The organism is Shewanella piezotolerans WP3, assembly GCF_000014885.1.
Lineage (GTDB): Bacteria > Pseudomonadota > Gammaproteobacteria > Enterobacterales > Shewanellaceae > Shewanella > Shewanella piezotolerans.
Genome location: NC_011566.1, coordinates 2,462,092 through 2,476,909, shown reverse-complemented (window position 1 = coordinate 2,476,909; position 14,818 = coordinate 2,462,092). Strand labels below are relative to the sequence as shown.

The following is a 14,818-nucleotide window of genomic DNA, read 5'->3' as shown; positions in this document are numbered from 1 at the left end:
ACATGTCAGGTATTGTTATCGCAATTGTTGTCCTCACGATACTCGCCCTTGTCTTTGGTGTATTACTGGGTTTCGCCGCAGAAAAATTCAAAGTAGAAGGTAATCCACTCGTTGACCAAGTCGAGGCACTGCTGCCGCAAACTCAGTGCGGCCAATGTGGTTACCCCGGCTGCAGACCCTATGCAGAAGCTATTGCCAACGGCGACAAAATAAATAAATGCCCACCTGGCGGCACTGCGACCATGGAAAAGATTGCTGACTTGGTTGGCGTCGATCCCGAGCCCTTAAATGCGACAGAAGCAGTACAAGAGAAAAAAGTCGCCTTCATACGTGAAGATGAATGCATTGGTTGTACTAAATGCATTCAGGCTTGCCCTGTAGACGCCATATTAGGTTCAGGTAAGCTGATGCATACCGTTATCACGGACTATTGCACCGGATGCGATTTGTGCGTTGCTCCCTGCCCCGTCGATTGTATTGACATGCTACCGATAGAACAAACGACTAAAACATGGGATTGGCAGCTAAATGCCATCCCGGTGAAACAAGTGCAAGAGGAACCGCAGTGCTAACTTTATTAGAACAAATTGATAAAGGAACCATTTGGCGCTCCCACGGCGGTATCCATCCGCCAGAGTTAAAAGCCTTATCCAATAGAACGGCTATCCGGAAATTGCCCTTAGCTAGGCAATTTATTTTGCCGATCCCGCAAGTTGGCGACAGTGCACTGCTAACTATCAAGGCTGGCGAACGCGTACTAAAAGGGCAAGCTCTAACAGTTGGGACAAGCTTTGCTCATTGTCCTGTGCATGCGCCAACATCCGGCACAGTCACGGCGATAAAACCTATGCCTAGTAACCATGCGTCAGGTCTACCAGTGTTAAGCTGTATTCTAATCGCCGATGGCAAGGATGAAGCAATTGAAACTCATACGAGTGAGATTTCGAAATTAGATAATCAGCAGATCTTACAAAAGATCCAAGACGCTGGCATTGCTGGCCTTGGTGGAGCGGCGTTTCCTACTCATATAAAACTGCGACCCGCTAGCGATATAGAACTTGTAATCATCAATGGCATAGAGTGTGAGCCCTATATCACCTCTGACGATAGACTGATGCAAGAGTACAGCGATGAAATTATTTCAGGCATTGGGATTATTGAGCGTTTATTGACGCCAAAGCGTATAATTATCGCCATCGAAGATAATAAACCTGAAGCATTCGAAGCGATGCAACATTCACTAAATCGAAGTGAGCTTTCTAGCGAGAAAACACGAATTACCAGCGTACCAACCAAATATCCTTCTGGCGGAGAAAAGCAATTAATTCAGATACTAACAGGCCAAGAGGTGCCCTCAGGTGCCATTCCTGCACAATTGGGAATGTTAGTGCAAAATGTGGGAACTGCATACGCAATTCAAGATGCTGTCATTAACGGCCAGCCACTGATCTCAAGAGTAGTGACCGTTACTGGACAAAATAGTGAATCTCCTGGTAACTATTGGGTTCCTGTTGGAACTCAAATTGACCATGTACTGCAAGTTAATGGCTTTAAGGGCAAGCTTGAACAGGACAAAGTCATTATCGGTGGGCCCATGATGGGGCATACATTGCCTGATATAGCGGCACCAGTACTCAAAGGCACTAACTGCATTCTACTGCCAAGTAGCGACGAAGTCGCTCCTGAGCAACCTGAAATGCCATGCATCCGTTGTGGTGAGTGCGCTGTGGCCTGCCCTGCACAGCTCTTACCGCAGCAATTATTTTGGCATGCCCAAGCACAAGAATATGATAAAGCAGCTAGCTTCAACCTTAATGATTGTATTGAGTGTGGTTGTTGTAGCTATGTTTGTCCTAGTGATATTCCATTAGTTGAATATTACCGCGTCGCGAAATCGGCACTTCGCTCACAGTCAGAAGAAAAGAAACAAGCTGATTTGGCTAAACAACGCTTTGATGCAAGACAGCAGCGCTTGCAAGATGAAAAAACAGCCCGTGAAAACAAAGCTAAAGAAGCCGCCGAGCGCCGTAAAAATAATATGACTGGCACCGATAAGAATGCGGTAGCTGAAGCGATGGCACGGATCAAAGCCAAGAAGGCTGCGGATGCATCCGCTGAAAATGCCTCTACTGAAGCAGTTCAAGATAAAAAAGCACAAGTTGCAGCAGCTATTGCACGCGCAAAAGCTAAAAAGTCATTATCGTCAGCAACAACTACCACATCGGATGAAACAACCGATGTAGTCGATGACAAGAAGGCTAAAATAAACGCAGCGATCGCAAGAGCTAAAGCTAAAAAGGCAAAACAGGCCGCCTCTGCAGACTCAGGACTGACCAGTGAACCGAGTAACACTGTAGCAGTCGATGATAAAAAGGCTAAAGTAGCCGCAGCTATCGCACGCGCAAAAGCTAAAAAGTCATTATCGTCAGCAACAACTACCACATCGGCTGAAACAACCGATGTAGTCGATGACAAGAAGGCTAAAATAAACGCAGCGATCGCAAGAGCTAAAGCTAAAAAGGCAAAACAGGCCGCCTCTGCAGACTCAGGACTGACCAGTGAACCGAGTAACACTGTAGCAGTCGATGATAAAAAGGCTAAAGTAGCCGCAGCTATCGCACGCGCCAAAGCTAAAAAGCAAGCTCAGGCAGAAAATGGTGTACACAATCAACACGCAAGTTCAGTTGAACCTGATGAAGCAACTGCTAGCAAATTGAACTCGCAAACTGATGCTCCTCAGTCTTCAGAAGAGATGAAGAAAGCGCGTATTGCAGCAGCGGTTGCCAAAGCTAAGGCCAAAAAAGCGCAAACAGCAGATAGTGCTAAATCTACGGGAACAACACAAGTTGATGCAGTAGAGAGTAATCAACAGAACTCTCAAGCTGAAGTTACCCAGTCTGCTGAAGAGATAAAGAAAGCGCGTATTGCCGCAGCGGTTGCCAAAGCTAAAGCCAAAAAAGCGCAAACAGCAGGCAGTGCAGAATCAACTGAATCAGCACAAGTTGATGCAGTAGAGAGCAACCAGCTGAACTCACAAACCGACGTTCCGCAGTCGCCTGAAGAGATGAAGAAAGCGCGTATCGCGGCAGCAGTCGCAAAAGCTAAGGCCAAAAAAGCGCAAACAACAGACAGTGCTGAATCAACAGAATCAACTGAATCAACTGAATCAGCACTAGTTGATACAGTAGAGAGCAACCAGCTGAACTCACAAACCGACGTTCCGCAGTCGCCTGAAGAGATAAAGAAAGCGCGTATCGCGGCAGCAGTCGCAAAAGCGAAGGCAAAAAAAGCAAAAGCTAAACTGGAAGAGAAGGAATAATTCATGGCATTTAAGTTAGCGTCATCGCCACACTTAAAAGTGCAATTGCAGACGCAGAGCGTAATGCGCAGAGTCACTTTATGCGCATTACCCGGTGTTGCAGCCCAGTTTTACTTCTTCGGCTGGGGCGTATTAGTACAAGTCATGCTAGCAATAACCATTGCGCTTCTTAGTGAAGCTGCAGTGCTAAAACTGCGTAAACGCCCAATAATATCGACATTAAGTGACAACAGTGCAGTACTTACAGCTCTACTCATTGGCGTTTCTATCCCCTCTATCGCACCTTGGTGGGTGGTTGTGGTTGGTACTATTTTTGCCATTGTAATCGTTAAACATCTATATGGAGGCCTTGGACAGAACATATTTAACCCTGCAATGGCAGCATATGTGATGTTACTCATTTCTTTTCCAGTTCAAATGACAAGTTGGTCTGTACCGTTATCATTAGCGCAAACGCCGATGGATCTAAGCCTCACCCTTAACGCTATTTTTGGCGCTATGACGCCTGAAAAACTCTCAATCTACAAGTACGGCATTGATGGCATCGCTATGGCGACACCACTCGATACAGTAAAAACCGATCTATCACTTGGACTCACTATTACTGAAAGCCTATCAAAAACCATTTTCTCAGACGGATTCGGTGTTGGCTGGTTCTGGGTCAACGTCGCGTATTTAGTGGGTGGTTTAGCCATGCTTAAATTAAAGGTTATCCGTTGGCAGATCAGTGTTGGTATACTCGCTGCACTTTTCGTTTGCAGTAGCTTTGGTTATCTTTTAAGCCCAGACACTCACATTGGTCCGCTGTTCCAGCTGTTTTCTGGTGCCACTATGCTAGCAGTATTTTTTATTGCTACTGACCCGGTTACAGCAGCAACCAGTGTCCGTGGACGCTTATTGTTCGGTGGTTTAATTGGCGTATTGGTTTATGTTATCCGCACTTATGGTGGTTATCCCGATGCCTTTGCATTCGCCATTTTGCTAGCCAATTTGTGTGCACCATTTATCGACTATTATATTAAACCAAGAAGTTACGGTCACCGTGCTGGTAGTTAATCACATAGCAATTACGGTTGTAGCAGCAAAATCTGCGACTCAGAATAGACGTTATAGACGATTAGGTTAAAGACAAAATTTTGAAAAAATCAATGTTGAAAAATGGCTTGTTACTCGGTTTATTTGCCTTGCTCTGTACAGGGCTTGTAGCAATAGTGAATCAACTTACCTATGCAAAAATCAAGCAACAAGAGCAGATTGAGCTTTCGCGAGTGCTGCATCAGATCATTCCTGATGAGATCCATGACAATGAGCTTACAGAGCACTGTATCACGATTCAAGACAGCGACTTTTTAGGCACAACTCAGCCTTTGCCCGCTTATATCGCGACGCGTAATGGAGATGGAGTTGCGATCGCAATTGAAACCGTAGCGCCTGACGGATATAACGGCAATATAAAGATAATCATTGGTTTAAACAAAGCTGGCGAAGTACTTGGCGTCAGAACTTTATCGCACCAAGAAACGCCTGGGCTGGGTGATAAAATAGAACTGCGCAAGTCTGACTGGGTCACTAAGTTCAATGGACTGACAGTGTCTTCTGAAAAAGACAAACGCTGGCATGTAAAAAAAGATGGTGGCCAAATTGATCAGTTTACTGGTGCAACCATCACACCGCGTGCCTACGTTAATGCAGTAAAATTGGCGACACTGTATTTCAATGAACATAAGCAAAAGTTATTAAGTGCACCTGCGAGTTGTGAGGTAGATAATGAGTGATTACAAAGAGCTAGCCTGGCAAGGCCTATGGAAAAACAATCCAGGATTGGTTCAACTGTTAGGCTTGTGTCCCCTACTCGCAGTAACAGCGACGTTAACCAATGCATTGGGGCTAGGTTTAGCGACCATGCTGGTGTTAATTGGATCGAATATTTTAGTTTCACTCGTTAGAGACTATGTACCAAAAGAGATCCGCATTCCTGTATTTGTTATGATTATCGCCGCGTTAGTCACCAGTGTTCAGCTATTTATTAACGCTTATGCCTACGGCCTTTATCTTTCGCTTGGCATATTTTTGCCGCTAATTGTGACTAACTGCGTCATTATAGGCAGAGCTGAAGCATTCGCCTCTCGCAATAGCGTTGTTAAGTCAACATTTGACGGACTAATGATGGGATTAGGTTTTACCCTAGTGCTTTGTGTACTCGGTGCAAGTCGTGAGATCTTAGGCCAAGGCACGCTATTTTACGGTGCTGACCAGTTATTAGGTGAATGGGCTAAAGGACTAACAATTCAAATTTGGCAGGTCGACACAACTTTCCTACTGGCTATGCTTCCACCCGGTGCTTTTATCGGTATGGGTCTGCTTATTGCGCTTAAGAATGTTATCGATAACTATATTGAAGCTAGACAGCCTAAAGTCGAGCTAGAAGCACCTGCAAGGGTTAGGATCACCAAGGTTAACTAGTACAGAGTCAATAACCAAGTAAAGTTGCATCCTTAAATAATAACAACAGATGGATAGTGGCATATGAACGCAGACAAGCGCCGCCTTATTTTAGAGCGGTTAAGAGAGAACAACCCAACGCCAGAGACTGAGCTTAACTTCTCTAGCCCTTTTGAACTGCTAGTCGCAGTAACACTCTCGGCGCAGGCAACTGATGTCAGTGTCAACAAAGCAACAGATAAACTGTTCCCCGTTGCTAATAGCGCTCAGTCTATCGCCGCACTCGGTGTGGAAGGTCTTAAAAGTTATATTAAAACCATTGGTCTCTATAACAACAAAGCAATCAATGTAATAAAAGCCTGTGAAATATTGGTTGAGAAGTATGACGGTGAAGTTCCTGAAAACCGAGAAGCTTTAGAGGCCCTGCCAGGCGTCGGTAGGAAAACAGCAAACGTTGTACTCAACACCGCGTTCGGTTGGCCAACCATAGCCGTAGATACTCACATTGATAGGGTTTCAAACCGAACTAAGTTCGCTATGGGCAAAAATGTTGTAGAGGTAGAGAAGAAACTTTTAAAGGTTGTCCCTGCAGAGTTTAAGGTTGATGTGCATCACTGGTTGATATTACATGGGCGCTATACCTGTATCGCTAGAAAGCCTCGTTGCGGTAGCTGTATTATTGAAGATTTATGTGAGTACAAAGATAAGGTTTATCCAGAAGACTAGGGACTATTTCTGTGCGCCATCGCACACAAGGGTCCCAATAAAAAAGCCGCTAACGCGGCTTTTTTTCTAAAACATGCAGATAAAGAAAATTGACAGAACAACCGCAATAATAGCGCTAAGACCTAGCGACATTTTTAGTTCAGTTTGCATCGATAACTCCTTAATGTAGTCACTTAATACTATAAGAAACTTTATACTTTCTCAGGCTATTCTCAGCGTTTTGTGATCTGGGTACAGACTTTTTCTGGCAAGTATGCGAGGCAAGCACAAATAGTTCCCATGTCGTATAAATTAGATATACTTCTGCTATAAATCATTGAGAAAAACCAACAAATTGAGAGGTTCAAATGGCACAGTTACTACATACCATGTTGCGAGTAGGTAATTTGGAGCGAAGTATCGCATTTTATACCGAAGTTATGGGCATGACACTACTCCGTAAAAGCGAGAACAGTGAATATAAGTATACGCTCGCATTCGTCGGCTATAACGAAGAATCAACGGGTAGCGCAGTGATCGAACTTACTTATAATTGGGGCACAGAATCCTATGATATGGGTAACGCTTTTGGTCATATCGCCATTGGCGAAGAAGACATTTATGCTCGTTGTGATGCTATTGCAAATGCTGGCGGTAAGGTTATTCGCCCAGCGGGTCCTGTTGCAGGCGGCTCGACTGAAATAGCATTCGTTGAAGATCCAGATGGCTACAAAATTGAGTTGATCCAAATGAGCTCGTCACAAAAAGGGCTGGGCTAAATTCTTGATTGGTATAAGTTTAAGATCTTTTAATCGTCACATTTAAATACAAGAATGAACGATATAAAAAAAGCGCCTTACGGCGCTTTTTCAGTTTTAGATTTTAAGATTAGAACTTAACAGTTACACCCGCAAAGTACTGACGACCAATGGTGTCATAGACTTCAGGAACTGTACCGCCATCACTACCATTAGAAACGGTTGAAGGCTCTTCGTCAGTCAAGTTCTTAACACCAGCGCTCAACATCCAAGTATCGTTGATGTAGTAGCTAGCAGAAATATTGTGGTAAAGAACAGCATCAACTTTAGTGCCAGCACCTAGGTCATCCATCTCACCGATGTAACGGTTGAAGTACATAACATTCCAATCGTCTTGGCCGGCTTTGATGCTAAAGTTGTTACGAACTTGAGCGTATGCACCGAAGTTACCATCGATAGTGTTAGTGTAATCAACGCCATCTTGCTCAAAGTTGAGTAAGTAGGTTGTATCGTTAGCTACGGTCCAATCTAAGTTTAACGCTTCAAAGCTATAAGCTAAGTTGAAATCGATACCGCTTGTATCTTGGTAACCAACGTTAGTTAGCGAGTTTGTTAGGTTAGATAAGTCACCATCAGGGCCAATATTAAACGCTTCACATGCTGCTTGGTCACCCGCATAACAGTTGTTTAGACCATTTTGAGTGTCCATACGCGCAATTGCGTTCTGAACCTTGAAGCGCCAGTAATCAACCGTTAGCGACATACCATCAACATAGCTAGGCGAGTAAACTAAACCAGCAGTGTAAGACTCTGACTCTTCAGGCTGAAGGTCTTCATCAGATGTACGGATAACTAGGATTTGTGGATCTTGCTCATTGCCCCATGGATCATCTAGGTAATCGTATGAACCTGAGTTTCCGCCGTATAGCTCACTAACACTTGGTGCACGGAAACCTGTTGCCGCTACAGTACGGATCATTAGGTCATCAGTTGCTTCGTATGTTAGACCAATCTTCCAAGTTGATGCATTACCGAATGTAGAGTAGTCATCGAAACGTAGCGCGAATTCACCGGTTAATTTATCTGTAAATGGTACGCTAACTTCTTGGAATACAGAAATAACGTTGTAGTTACCGTCTGTTGGATCTTGCTGTGCAGCAGTACTTTCACCAGCAACAACAATTGGGTCCGGATTGTAGTAACCGCTTTCGTAACGGTACTCTGCGCCCATTGCGAATGCGACTGCGCCAGCATCAAGGTCAAATAGCTCACCGCTAATACCTGCAGAAATAACATGTTGCTCGTTACCGCCGTCAGCTTCTTCAGTGTAAGCAACGCTGTTTAGCAGATCTTGGTCAGTCATCGGTTGACCAGTAAACCATGGATCTTGATCCGCATAGATAGCTTCTGTCATTAAAGTAGCGTTAATTGAGTTTTCTACTTTGGTATCAGCTTTGTTCTTACCGTATGTGTATGAAAGATCCCAATCCATACCAGTGTTAACATCAATTGAACCGGCAAGACCTGCAGACACACGTAAGGTGTCTGTATCTTGGCTGTAGATACGAGGACCTACATCATTCATACGTTTTCTGTAGTTAACATTGCCTTTATCGTCTGGCGTAATACCAGCTGCAATCATGTCATCATCAAGTTCAATACATGAGTCAGAAACAACGCCAGCTTCACAAACAGCGAGATCTAAGTTTGCTGGTTGAGGAGCTAACTGCTGGTTAGACTTACGTTTGGTGTAAAGAATGTCACCTGTTAGTACTAAATCATCGCCTAGCTCTTGAGTCATATTGGCGAACAAGCTATAACGCTTGCTTGGTGTTTGATAGAAACTATCTTGGGTGTAGTCGTAGCTTTCTTCACGATCTACCCAGTTGCCGCTGTCATCTTTAACCATTCCGCCCAAAGAGCCATTTGGAATGAACGAGCTTGCACCTGGATCAGTCCAGTCGCGGTCTGATTGAACCACCCCACGGCGTTCTGAATATGCGGCACCGAAAGTATAGTTACCAGTATCAGTATTAAAGCCATATAATGCACTGATTTCGCCGTTTTCACCGTCGCTCTTATCAGTCATGCCACCAGTAACGTCAATCTGGAAGCCTTCAAAATCTTTCTTAGTAATGATGTTAACAACACCAGCAATTGCATCTGAACCATAAACAGCGGATGCGCCGTCTTTTAGGATTTCAACGCGAGCAATCATTGCTACAGGGATAGAGTTTAGATCCACAGCACTATCTGCGCCAGAACCAGAGTTAACCATGCGACGGCCGTTAAGCAGTACCAATGTACGTTGTGAACCCATACCACGTAGGTCAACTTGAGCTACACCGTCAGAACCGTTGTTGGTGCTTGAACCAACTGCTGCGCCAGCCATAGATGTTTGTGCTTGTAGCATTTGATCTACTGAGGTGAAACCTTCTGCTTTAATAGTGGCAGCATCAATAACGGTCACTGGCGAAGCCGTTTCCATATCTTGACGTTGAATGCGGGAGCCGGTAACAGCAATACGTTCTACTTTAGCTTCCTCTTCTGCGTATGCGGCGGTTGAAACTGTAATTGCAGATGTTGAGACGGATGCGATTAATCCGAACTTTATTGCTGAGGCCAATTTAGATGGTCTGTTCATTTATGTCGTACTCCCTAACTTAATTATTTTTATATGCACGTCATTTGTTATCACTGACGTTGATAGGGATACTGCAATTTCACGTTTAAAGCGTCAATCCACCAACTCGTTAACTATTCACTTTACAATGTTAATAAAGGTGATAAAAAAAGTAACTACAAATATCAACCAACGTTTAAAGCAAATCTAAAACTAGAGAGTTACGACATATATCACCAACACAAACACAATAAGCAGCGTTTTAACCTACAAACAAGTTAACATGCACGCAACCAACCAAAATAAAGAAAGTGTGACACAGGTCACGCTTTTAAGGGTGTTTTTTTAGTAAGCGAGCCATATAAATAGCCATTTATTAGAGCTAGCTCCTATTTTTTTGATATTAAATGAACTAGCCGTAAAGAATTTGTTCAGAAATGGACCGTTCAGCAAAAGGTGTTATGTAGCAGTTGCGTAACAATCAACGGTGATACAACAACAAAGCTTTAGCAACTGTTATCCAGCAACACCGTAAATGTTACATATATAAATAGTCGTTTTTATCGCATAAAACAAAATCACTACGGAAAGGTGTTTTATCAATGATTGCATTAGGAGGCATTAAAAATCACAGCGATTTACTGATAATTGACTTCGATTGTATAGCTAATACTGTCCATACCTAGGTTACCATCAGAAATTACTTTTATCTCACCACCTATATAGATCGAGGCATTGGTCGCAAGCGAGAATAACTGCTGTTGGGTACCATTAGGTAATAAGGGTGTAAACTCTACCTGGCTACTATTGCTACCAGACACCTTTATCAATACAGACTGCTCTTCATTTCCTAGCAGCTGAATCTCCCCGAGGGAAAAATCAGATGTGGCACAAGCACTACCTGTACGGCTAATAGTCGTTAAGGTACAAATATTGTTTTTGGTATTGTATATATCGCCTAGCTCAATTTCACTTACCTCGGCAATGCTAACAGGTAAAACAAGGTTAAATTGAGCTTGTCCAATGACAGATACTAAGACTATAACTGAAAGCATACTTGCTACTGATTGAAGTAAAGTGTTTGACACTATTATAGATGCTGTCACTACTCATCGCGAACGACACAATACATAATTGCGTACTAAAGCACTATCTCATCTAACTGCTGGAAATCACCAGGCTTAAGTGAAACTAATTGAATAAGACGCTCCCTAACCCACAGCTCGTACTCCCCAGGTGTCACTTGTTCGAAAATAAATACACCATCGTACTCAACACGAGAAAAATATTCCTTGTCGCTGGCCGTGGATTTAAGCCTAACTTTCACCCCTTTTGCGGCTTGTTGCTTTTCATTGCTCAATTGGTAAACGTAACCTTCAACTTCGGCGGTAAACATCACAGGAAAAGCAATGGGTTGGATAAAGCCTGGATGGGCATTCACTTTAATAATACTCGCAACGGGTACTAAAAATGGGTCAGGCAAGCTGCGTTCATTAAGTGCTAGCTTATGGCCACGACTAGTGTGAAGTTGGGTAATGAGTAGTTCACCATTATTGTCTGTCATGTTATTAGGACTGCTATGACCTGAAAACTGTAATCCTGAAAGAGGGGCTTCATTGGCATCAAATAAGCCATTAGCATTGTCATCTTGAAACGCGATGATTTTAACACTGCCAGTATTGATAAAGCTGTTTCGATCGATCAACCAGCGATTATCTGTCGTTTCCCACAGAAATGAACTGTTCCATCTTAATTGTGCTAGCCAGTCACCTGTCGCATAATTGTCGACTGCTAACCTCAATGTGCCATAGTCAAACAAATAAGAAAGTGAATTTCGGCTGCTAAAATCACCTTCAGAATTGGGCTGATAACGTAATTCCAACTGATAGTTGGCGGCGTCACTAATCGCAGAATTGATATTAGTGACCCATTGTTTAAACTCTATTGCTGGTGCAAGCTCAAGTTCGACATAACTTCTCAGTGACCAGTTCCCCAATCTACCTGAAATGGCGATTCTGTCGACCCACTTTTGGGTTTCGATTAACGAGGACCAACGCAGTTCATTACTTAAATTAATAAGTGAAAGTTGCCCTGAAAGATTAAAGTTCACCTGTGTGTTTTCTACACCACTTTGATAAGCTTGCCAATCCCCTCCTAGCCCCCAATTGACTCCCGAGCTTTTAAAAAATCCACTAAGTTGAACATTTGCATCGTGAGTAATACGTCCATCAACATTATCCCAAGAGCTAAAGTTATTATAATTCTGCCACTGCGCCTGCCAATCAACATCCTTTAAACGCCCTTGCATAGCGATACTAGCGGCATGCCCGTCGTCAGTATGGACATAATTGAGTTGCAGTAGTTCTGATTCACCCACGATATTAACCGACAAAGTAGGCAAGAATTGCCATTGTTTGTCACTGTCTTGTTGTTGAATAAGGGAAATGCCCGCGGTTAAGTTATCCAACATCGCCCAGTTGAAATCAGCGTAATATTGTTTAAGATCATCCTGTTCACGTTTCATCGCACCTGCGCTAACACCAATGCTCCCCTGCTCCATCACAGAGTTATCTAATAACTTACTGAAAGACTCTGTTTTTAACTCCCCACTCGGACCATAGAATCTCAGTTGATATTGATTTAATCCGATATAATACGGAACCTCAAAAAAGCGGTAAACACCATCTGCTTGTACTCGTTGTACATCTATTAGACCATTATTTCGATAAAGCTCAACATCCCAACCTGGCTCTGTTACACCTTCAACAACAATATGTCTGATGTCGTTAGTAAATGTTGCACCAGCATCAAAATAGGCCCCAACTCCGGTATTAGCGTCTGATACTAATGCTAAACTGTGTGACGAAATACTACCTATACGATAACTATTAACCCAACTTTCAGTAAGTTCTTTATGGATATAACCTGTTATCGTTTCTCCAAGTTCTGAAGATGATGAGTAAGATAAATAGCTTTCGTGGTTCAAGATATCCATTTTTGCTTGGATATAACCGTCAATAGTCGTATCAGATTGCCCTATAAGTGACTGACTCCTTGCTCCCAAGTCTGCATTGATCGCTAAATCTCCTATATGTGCATATTCTGAATTGAATTCTTTAAATTCCTCAGAACCTGCAAGCGCTTTTACTTTACTAAATTGTTCAAAACGTTTTTGACGCGCTAGTAATTGACTCAAAGGGATATTGTCTGACTCTGCAATAGAAAAAATCTGTCTCGCAGAGTCAAACGTAATGTTAAAACCGAACATCTGCGCTAACACTTTTACATCTATATATATGTCCCAATCATCGTGAAATAATTCTGTGCTATCACTGCCGCAATCAGAGTTGTTTGCCCAGTACTGCATGAGTAATTGGCTAATATTAACTTCTCTGTTTTGCTCGATAAACCAACCTTGTGCACTTTTATTATCGATATCGACTTGTATTGGTAGCAGTAAAAGCTCTGACAAGAATTCCAGCGGTAGGTAATATTTTCCCTCTTGATGGTAGACAAACATCTCATCGCTTAGCAACATATCTGCGTAGGATAATTGGTTAATCAAAAAAAGCTCTTCATTCACACCTTGTATTCTATATGGCCTTGCGATATTCCTATTACATACTTTCTCATCGACTCCCGCCTCAACAATCAATTTAATAGGATGCACAGTTAACGTTGAATTAGCCTCCGGTAACCCGATATCGTTACTCTCGACAGTTGCAGGTATAGGAGTAAACTTGAGTTTTGAAGACCGACTAGCGGTGCTTATTGAAATCGTTTGATCGGAAATTATATTGTGTTCTTCAGTGTAAAGATCTTTATCTAGACGACTAGAGTTTACTCGAGGAATGACGGATGAGGCGCTAACAAGATTCAACTCTTCTAATGGGTTTTCTTTATTTACTATCACCTCTCTCAGCGCTTCTTTATCGACCTTAGGTAGAATGAAAGCCTCATCCTCTATTTGTGAATTAGCCAATGGCAAATAAACTAAGGATCGTTTTACTATGCCGGTCTTTTCGCCGACATTAGAGGGAGTCGAATAAGTGAGCGTTGTAGCCAAAATCGCTGCTAATGTCAGCCAGCGAATAAATTGCAATAAATGAAGAAGCTGCTCCACAAAGATTATAGCGCTAGATTCACCGTGACAGTCTTTGGCTTATTAAGCTTGTTATTTTCTGTGTAGCGAACCTGTAACTTCGCATCTGCGGCAACACTCTGAGTGAGCGGTATTGAAAAGATGCGCTCAGTAAGTTCAGTATAAATGGCTACATTTTTAGATACGCCAACTATCTGGTTAGTTGCGGCATCAAAAACCTCTAAATCACCATAAGTACTTCTCTCGCCGTTTCTTTGCAGCGTAACTTGGACGGTATGACGACCAGCATCGATGGCACTATTAGCAATTGTCAGTTCACTATCTAATTCTCCGACTCTTAATATTACAGGCACAGAGATTTTCAAAAATGCAGAAATACTTAGGCTAAACACATCAGATTGTTGTGCGTCGATTTCACTTTTAACAGGTGCTAGCGGAATCTGGTGGAACACCATATAACTACGGTATTCACCTGTTTTAATTGATTTAGGTAACCTAGCCGCTAAACGAATCTTAACCGCTTGTTCTGGTTCAATATTAACTCTACGAGGTGAGTAACGAACGTATTTAGCTAATGAAAAGTCAGCGGAATCTTTCTCTAGAGTGACAAACTCACCAGAGTCTAACATCTGCTTATCTTCAAAATAAACATTATACCGTGATGGCTGTTCGCTACGGTTGATAAGAGAAAATACCGCGCTACGATTTTTGAGGTTATCGAGCTCTACTCGGGTTGGATTGACTAATAGGTTGGCTGAAACTTGAAATGACAGTAATGCTGCAACGCAGCCTAAATATAATTTTTTCATAATACGCCCAGCTAATGTAAGAGGCTTTGCCTCATTATTATTTTTTGATTTAGCTTACTT

General features: G+C 42.7%; 11 protein-coding genes. 7 read left to right on the top strand and 4 right to left on the bottom strand.

The window, feature by feature from the left end:
• Positions 1-2: 2 nt before the first annotated feature.
• The 7 genes from rsxB to gloA all read left to right on the top strand — a co-directional run bounded on the left by rsxB (position 3) and on the right by gloA (position 7,245).
• On the top strand, positions 3-572 hold the full coding sequence (gene rsxB / locus SWP_RS10600; RefSeq protein WP_020912474.1) for an electron transport complex subunit RsxB: 570 nt from the start codon (positions 3-5) through the stop codon (positions 570-572).
• Positions 566-3,319, top strand: coding sequence for an electron transport complex subunit RsxC (gene rsxC / locus SWP_RS10595; RefSeq protein WP_020912473.1), 2,754 nt, complete (start codon positions 566-568; stop codon positions 3,317-3,319). The genes rsxB and rsxC overlap by 7 nt, the downstream gene beginning before the upstream one ends.
• A 3-nt stretch (positions 3,320-3,322) precedes the next feature.
• Entirely contained in the window at positions 3,323-4,375 is a 1,053-nt protein-coding gene (gene rsxD / locus SWP_RS10590; protein WP_020912472.1) for an electron transport complex subunit RsxD, read from the top strand.
• Between the two features lie 92 nt (positions 4,376-4,467).
• The gene (gene rsxG, locus SWP_RS10585; RefSeq protein WP_044555843.1) at positions 4,468-5,094 is read left to right on the top strand and encodes an electron transport complex subunit RsxG; all 627 of its coding nucleotides are present in this window, start codon (positions 4,468-4,470) and stop codon (positions 5,092-5,094) included.
• On the top strand, positions 5,087-5,782 hold the full coding sequence (locus SWP_RS10580; RefSeq protein ID WP_020912470.1) for an electron transport complex subunit E: 696 nt from the start codon (positions 5,087-5,089) through the stop codon (positions 5,780-5,782). Before rsxG ends, SWP_RS10580 begins: the two co-directional genes overlap by 8 nt.
• A 63-nt stretch (positions 5,783-5,845) precedes the next feature.
• Positions 5,846-6,487 carry an endonuclease III gene (gene nth / locus SWP_RS10575; protein WP_020912469.1) on the top strand — a complete coding sequence of 214 codons (642 nt, stop codon included), beginning with the start codon at positions 5,846-5,848 and terminating at the stop codon, positions 6,485-6,487.
• Positions 6,488-6,834: 347 nt separating this feature from the next.
• Positions 6,835-7,245, top strand: coding sequence for a lactoylglutathione lyase (gloA, locus tag SWP_RS10570; protein ID WP_020912468.1), 411 nt, complete (start codon positions 6,835-6,837; stop codon positions 7,243-7,245).
• 109 nt (positions 7,246-7,354) lie between these two features.
• Here the strand turns inward: gloA and SWP_RS10565 are convergent, their stop codons facing one another.
• The 4 genes from SWP_RS10565 to SWP_RS10550 all read right to left on the bottom strand — a co-directional run bounded on the left by SWP_RS10565 (position 7,355) and on the right by SWP_RS10550 (position 14,758).
• Entirely contained in the window at positions 7,355-9,868 is a 2,514-nt protein-coding gene (locus SWP_RS10565; protein WP_020912467.1) for a TonB-dependent receptor plug domain-containing protein, read from the bottom strand.
• A gap of 617 nt (positions 9,869-10,485) precedes the next feature.
• Positions 10,486-10,902, bottom strand: coding sequence for a hypothetical protein (locus SWP_RS10560; RefSeq protein WP_020912466.1), 417 nt, complete (start codon positions 10,900-10,902; stop codon positions 10,486-10,488).
• Positions 10,903-10,988: 86 nt separating this feature from the next.
• A complete protein-coding gene (locus SWP_RS10555) occupies positions 10,989-13,913 on the bottom strand; it encodes a hypothetical protein (RefSeq protein WP_020912465.1) in 2,925 nt (974 codons plus the stop codon).
• 62 nt (positions 13,914-13,975) lie between these two features.
• Positions 13,976-14,758 carry a fimbrial biogenesis chaperone gene (locus SWP_RS10550; protein WP_020912464.1) on the bottom strand — a complete coding sequence of 261 codons (783 nt, stop codon included), beginning with the start codon at positions 14,756-14,758 and terminating at the stop codon, positions 13,976-13,978.
• Positions 14,759-14,818: the final 60 nt, after the last annotated feature.

What these genes read in the sequence shown, in the direction of transcription:
- rsxB (WP_020912474.1), top strand. Translation starts at nt 3, where the DNA reads ATGTCAGGTATTGTTATCGCAATTGTTGTCCTCACGATACTCGCCCTT.
- nth (WP_020912469.1), top strand. Translation starts at nt 5,846, where the DNA reads ATGAACGCAGACAAGCGCCGCCTTATTTTAGAGCGGTTAAGAGAGAAC.
- rsxD (WP_020912472.1), top strand. Translation starts at nt 3,323, where the DNA reads ATGGCATTTAAGTTAGCGTCATCGCCACACTTAAAAGTGCAATTGCAG.
- rsxG (WP_044555843.1), top strand. Translation starts at nt 4,468, where the DNA reads ATGTTGAAAAATGGCTTGTTACTCGGTTTATTTGCCTTGCTCTGTACA.
- SWP_RS10560 (WP_020912466.1), bottom strand. Translation starts at nt 10,902, where the DNA reads ATGCTTTCAGTTATAGTCTTAGTATCTGTCATTGGACAAGCTCAATTT.
- SWP_RS10565 (WP_020912467.1), bottom strand. Translation starts at nt 9,868, where the DNA reads ATGAACAGACCATCTAAATTGGCCTCAGCAATAAAGTTCGGATTAATC.
- SWP_RS10580 (WP_020912470.1), top strand. Translation starts at nt 5,087, where the DNA reads ATGAGTGATTACAAAGAGCTAGCCTGGCAAGGCCTATGGAAAAACAAT.
- SWP_RS10550 (WP_020912464.1), bottom strand. Translation starts at nt 14,758, where the DNA reads ATGAAAAAATTATATTTAGGCTGCGTTGCAGCATTACTGTCATTTCAA.
- gloA (WP_020912468.1), top strand. Translation starts at nt 6,835, where the DNA reads ATGGCACAGTTACTACATACCATGTTGCGAGTAGGTAATTTGGAGCGA.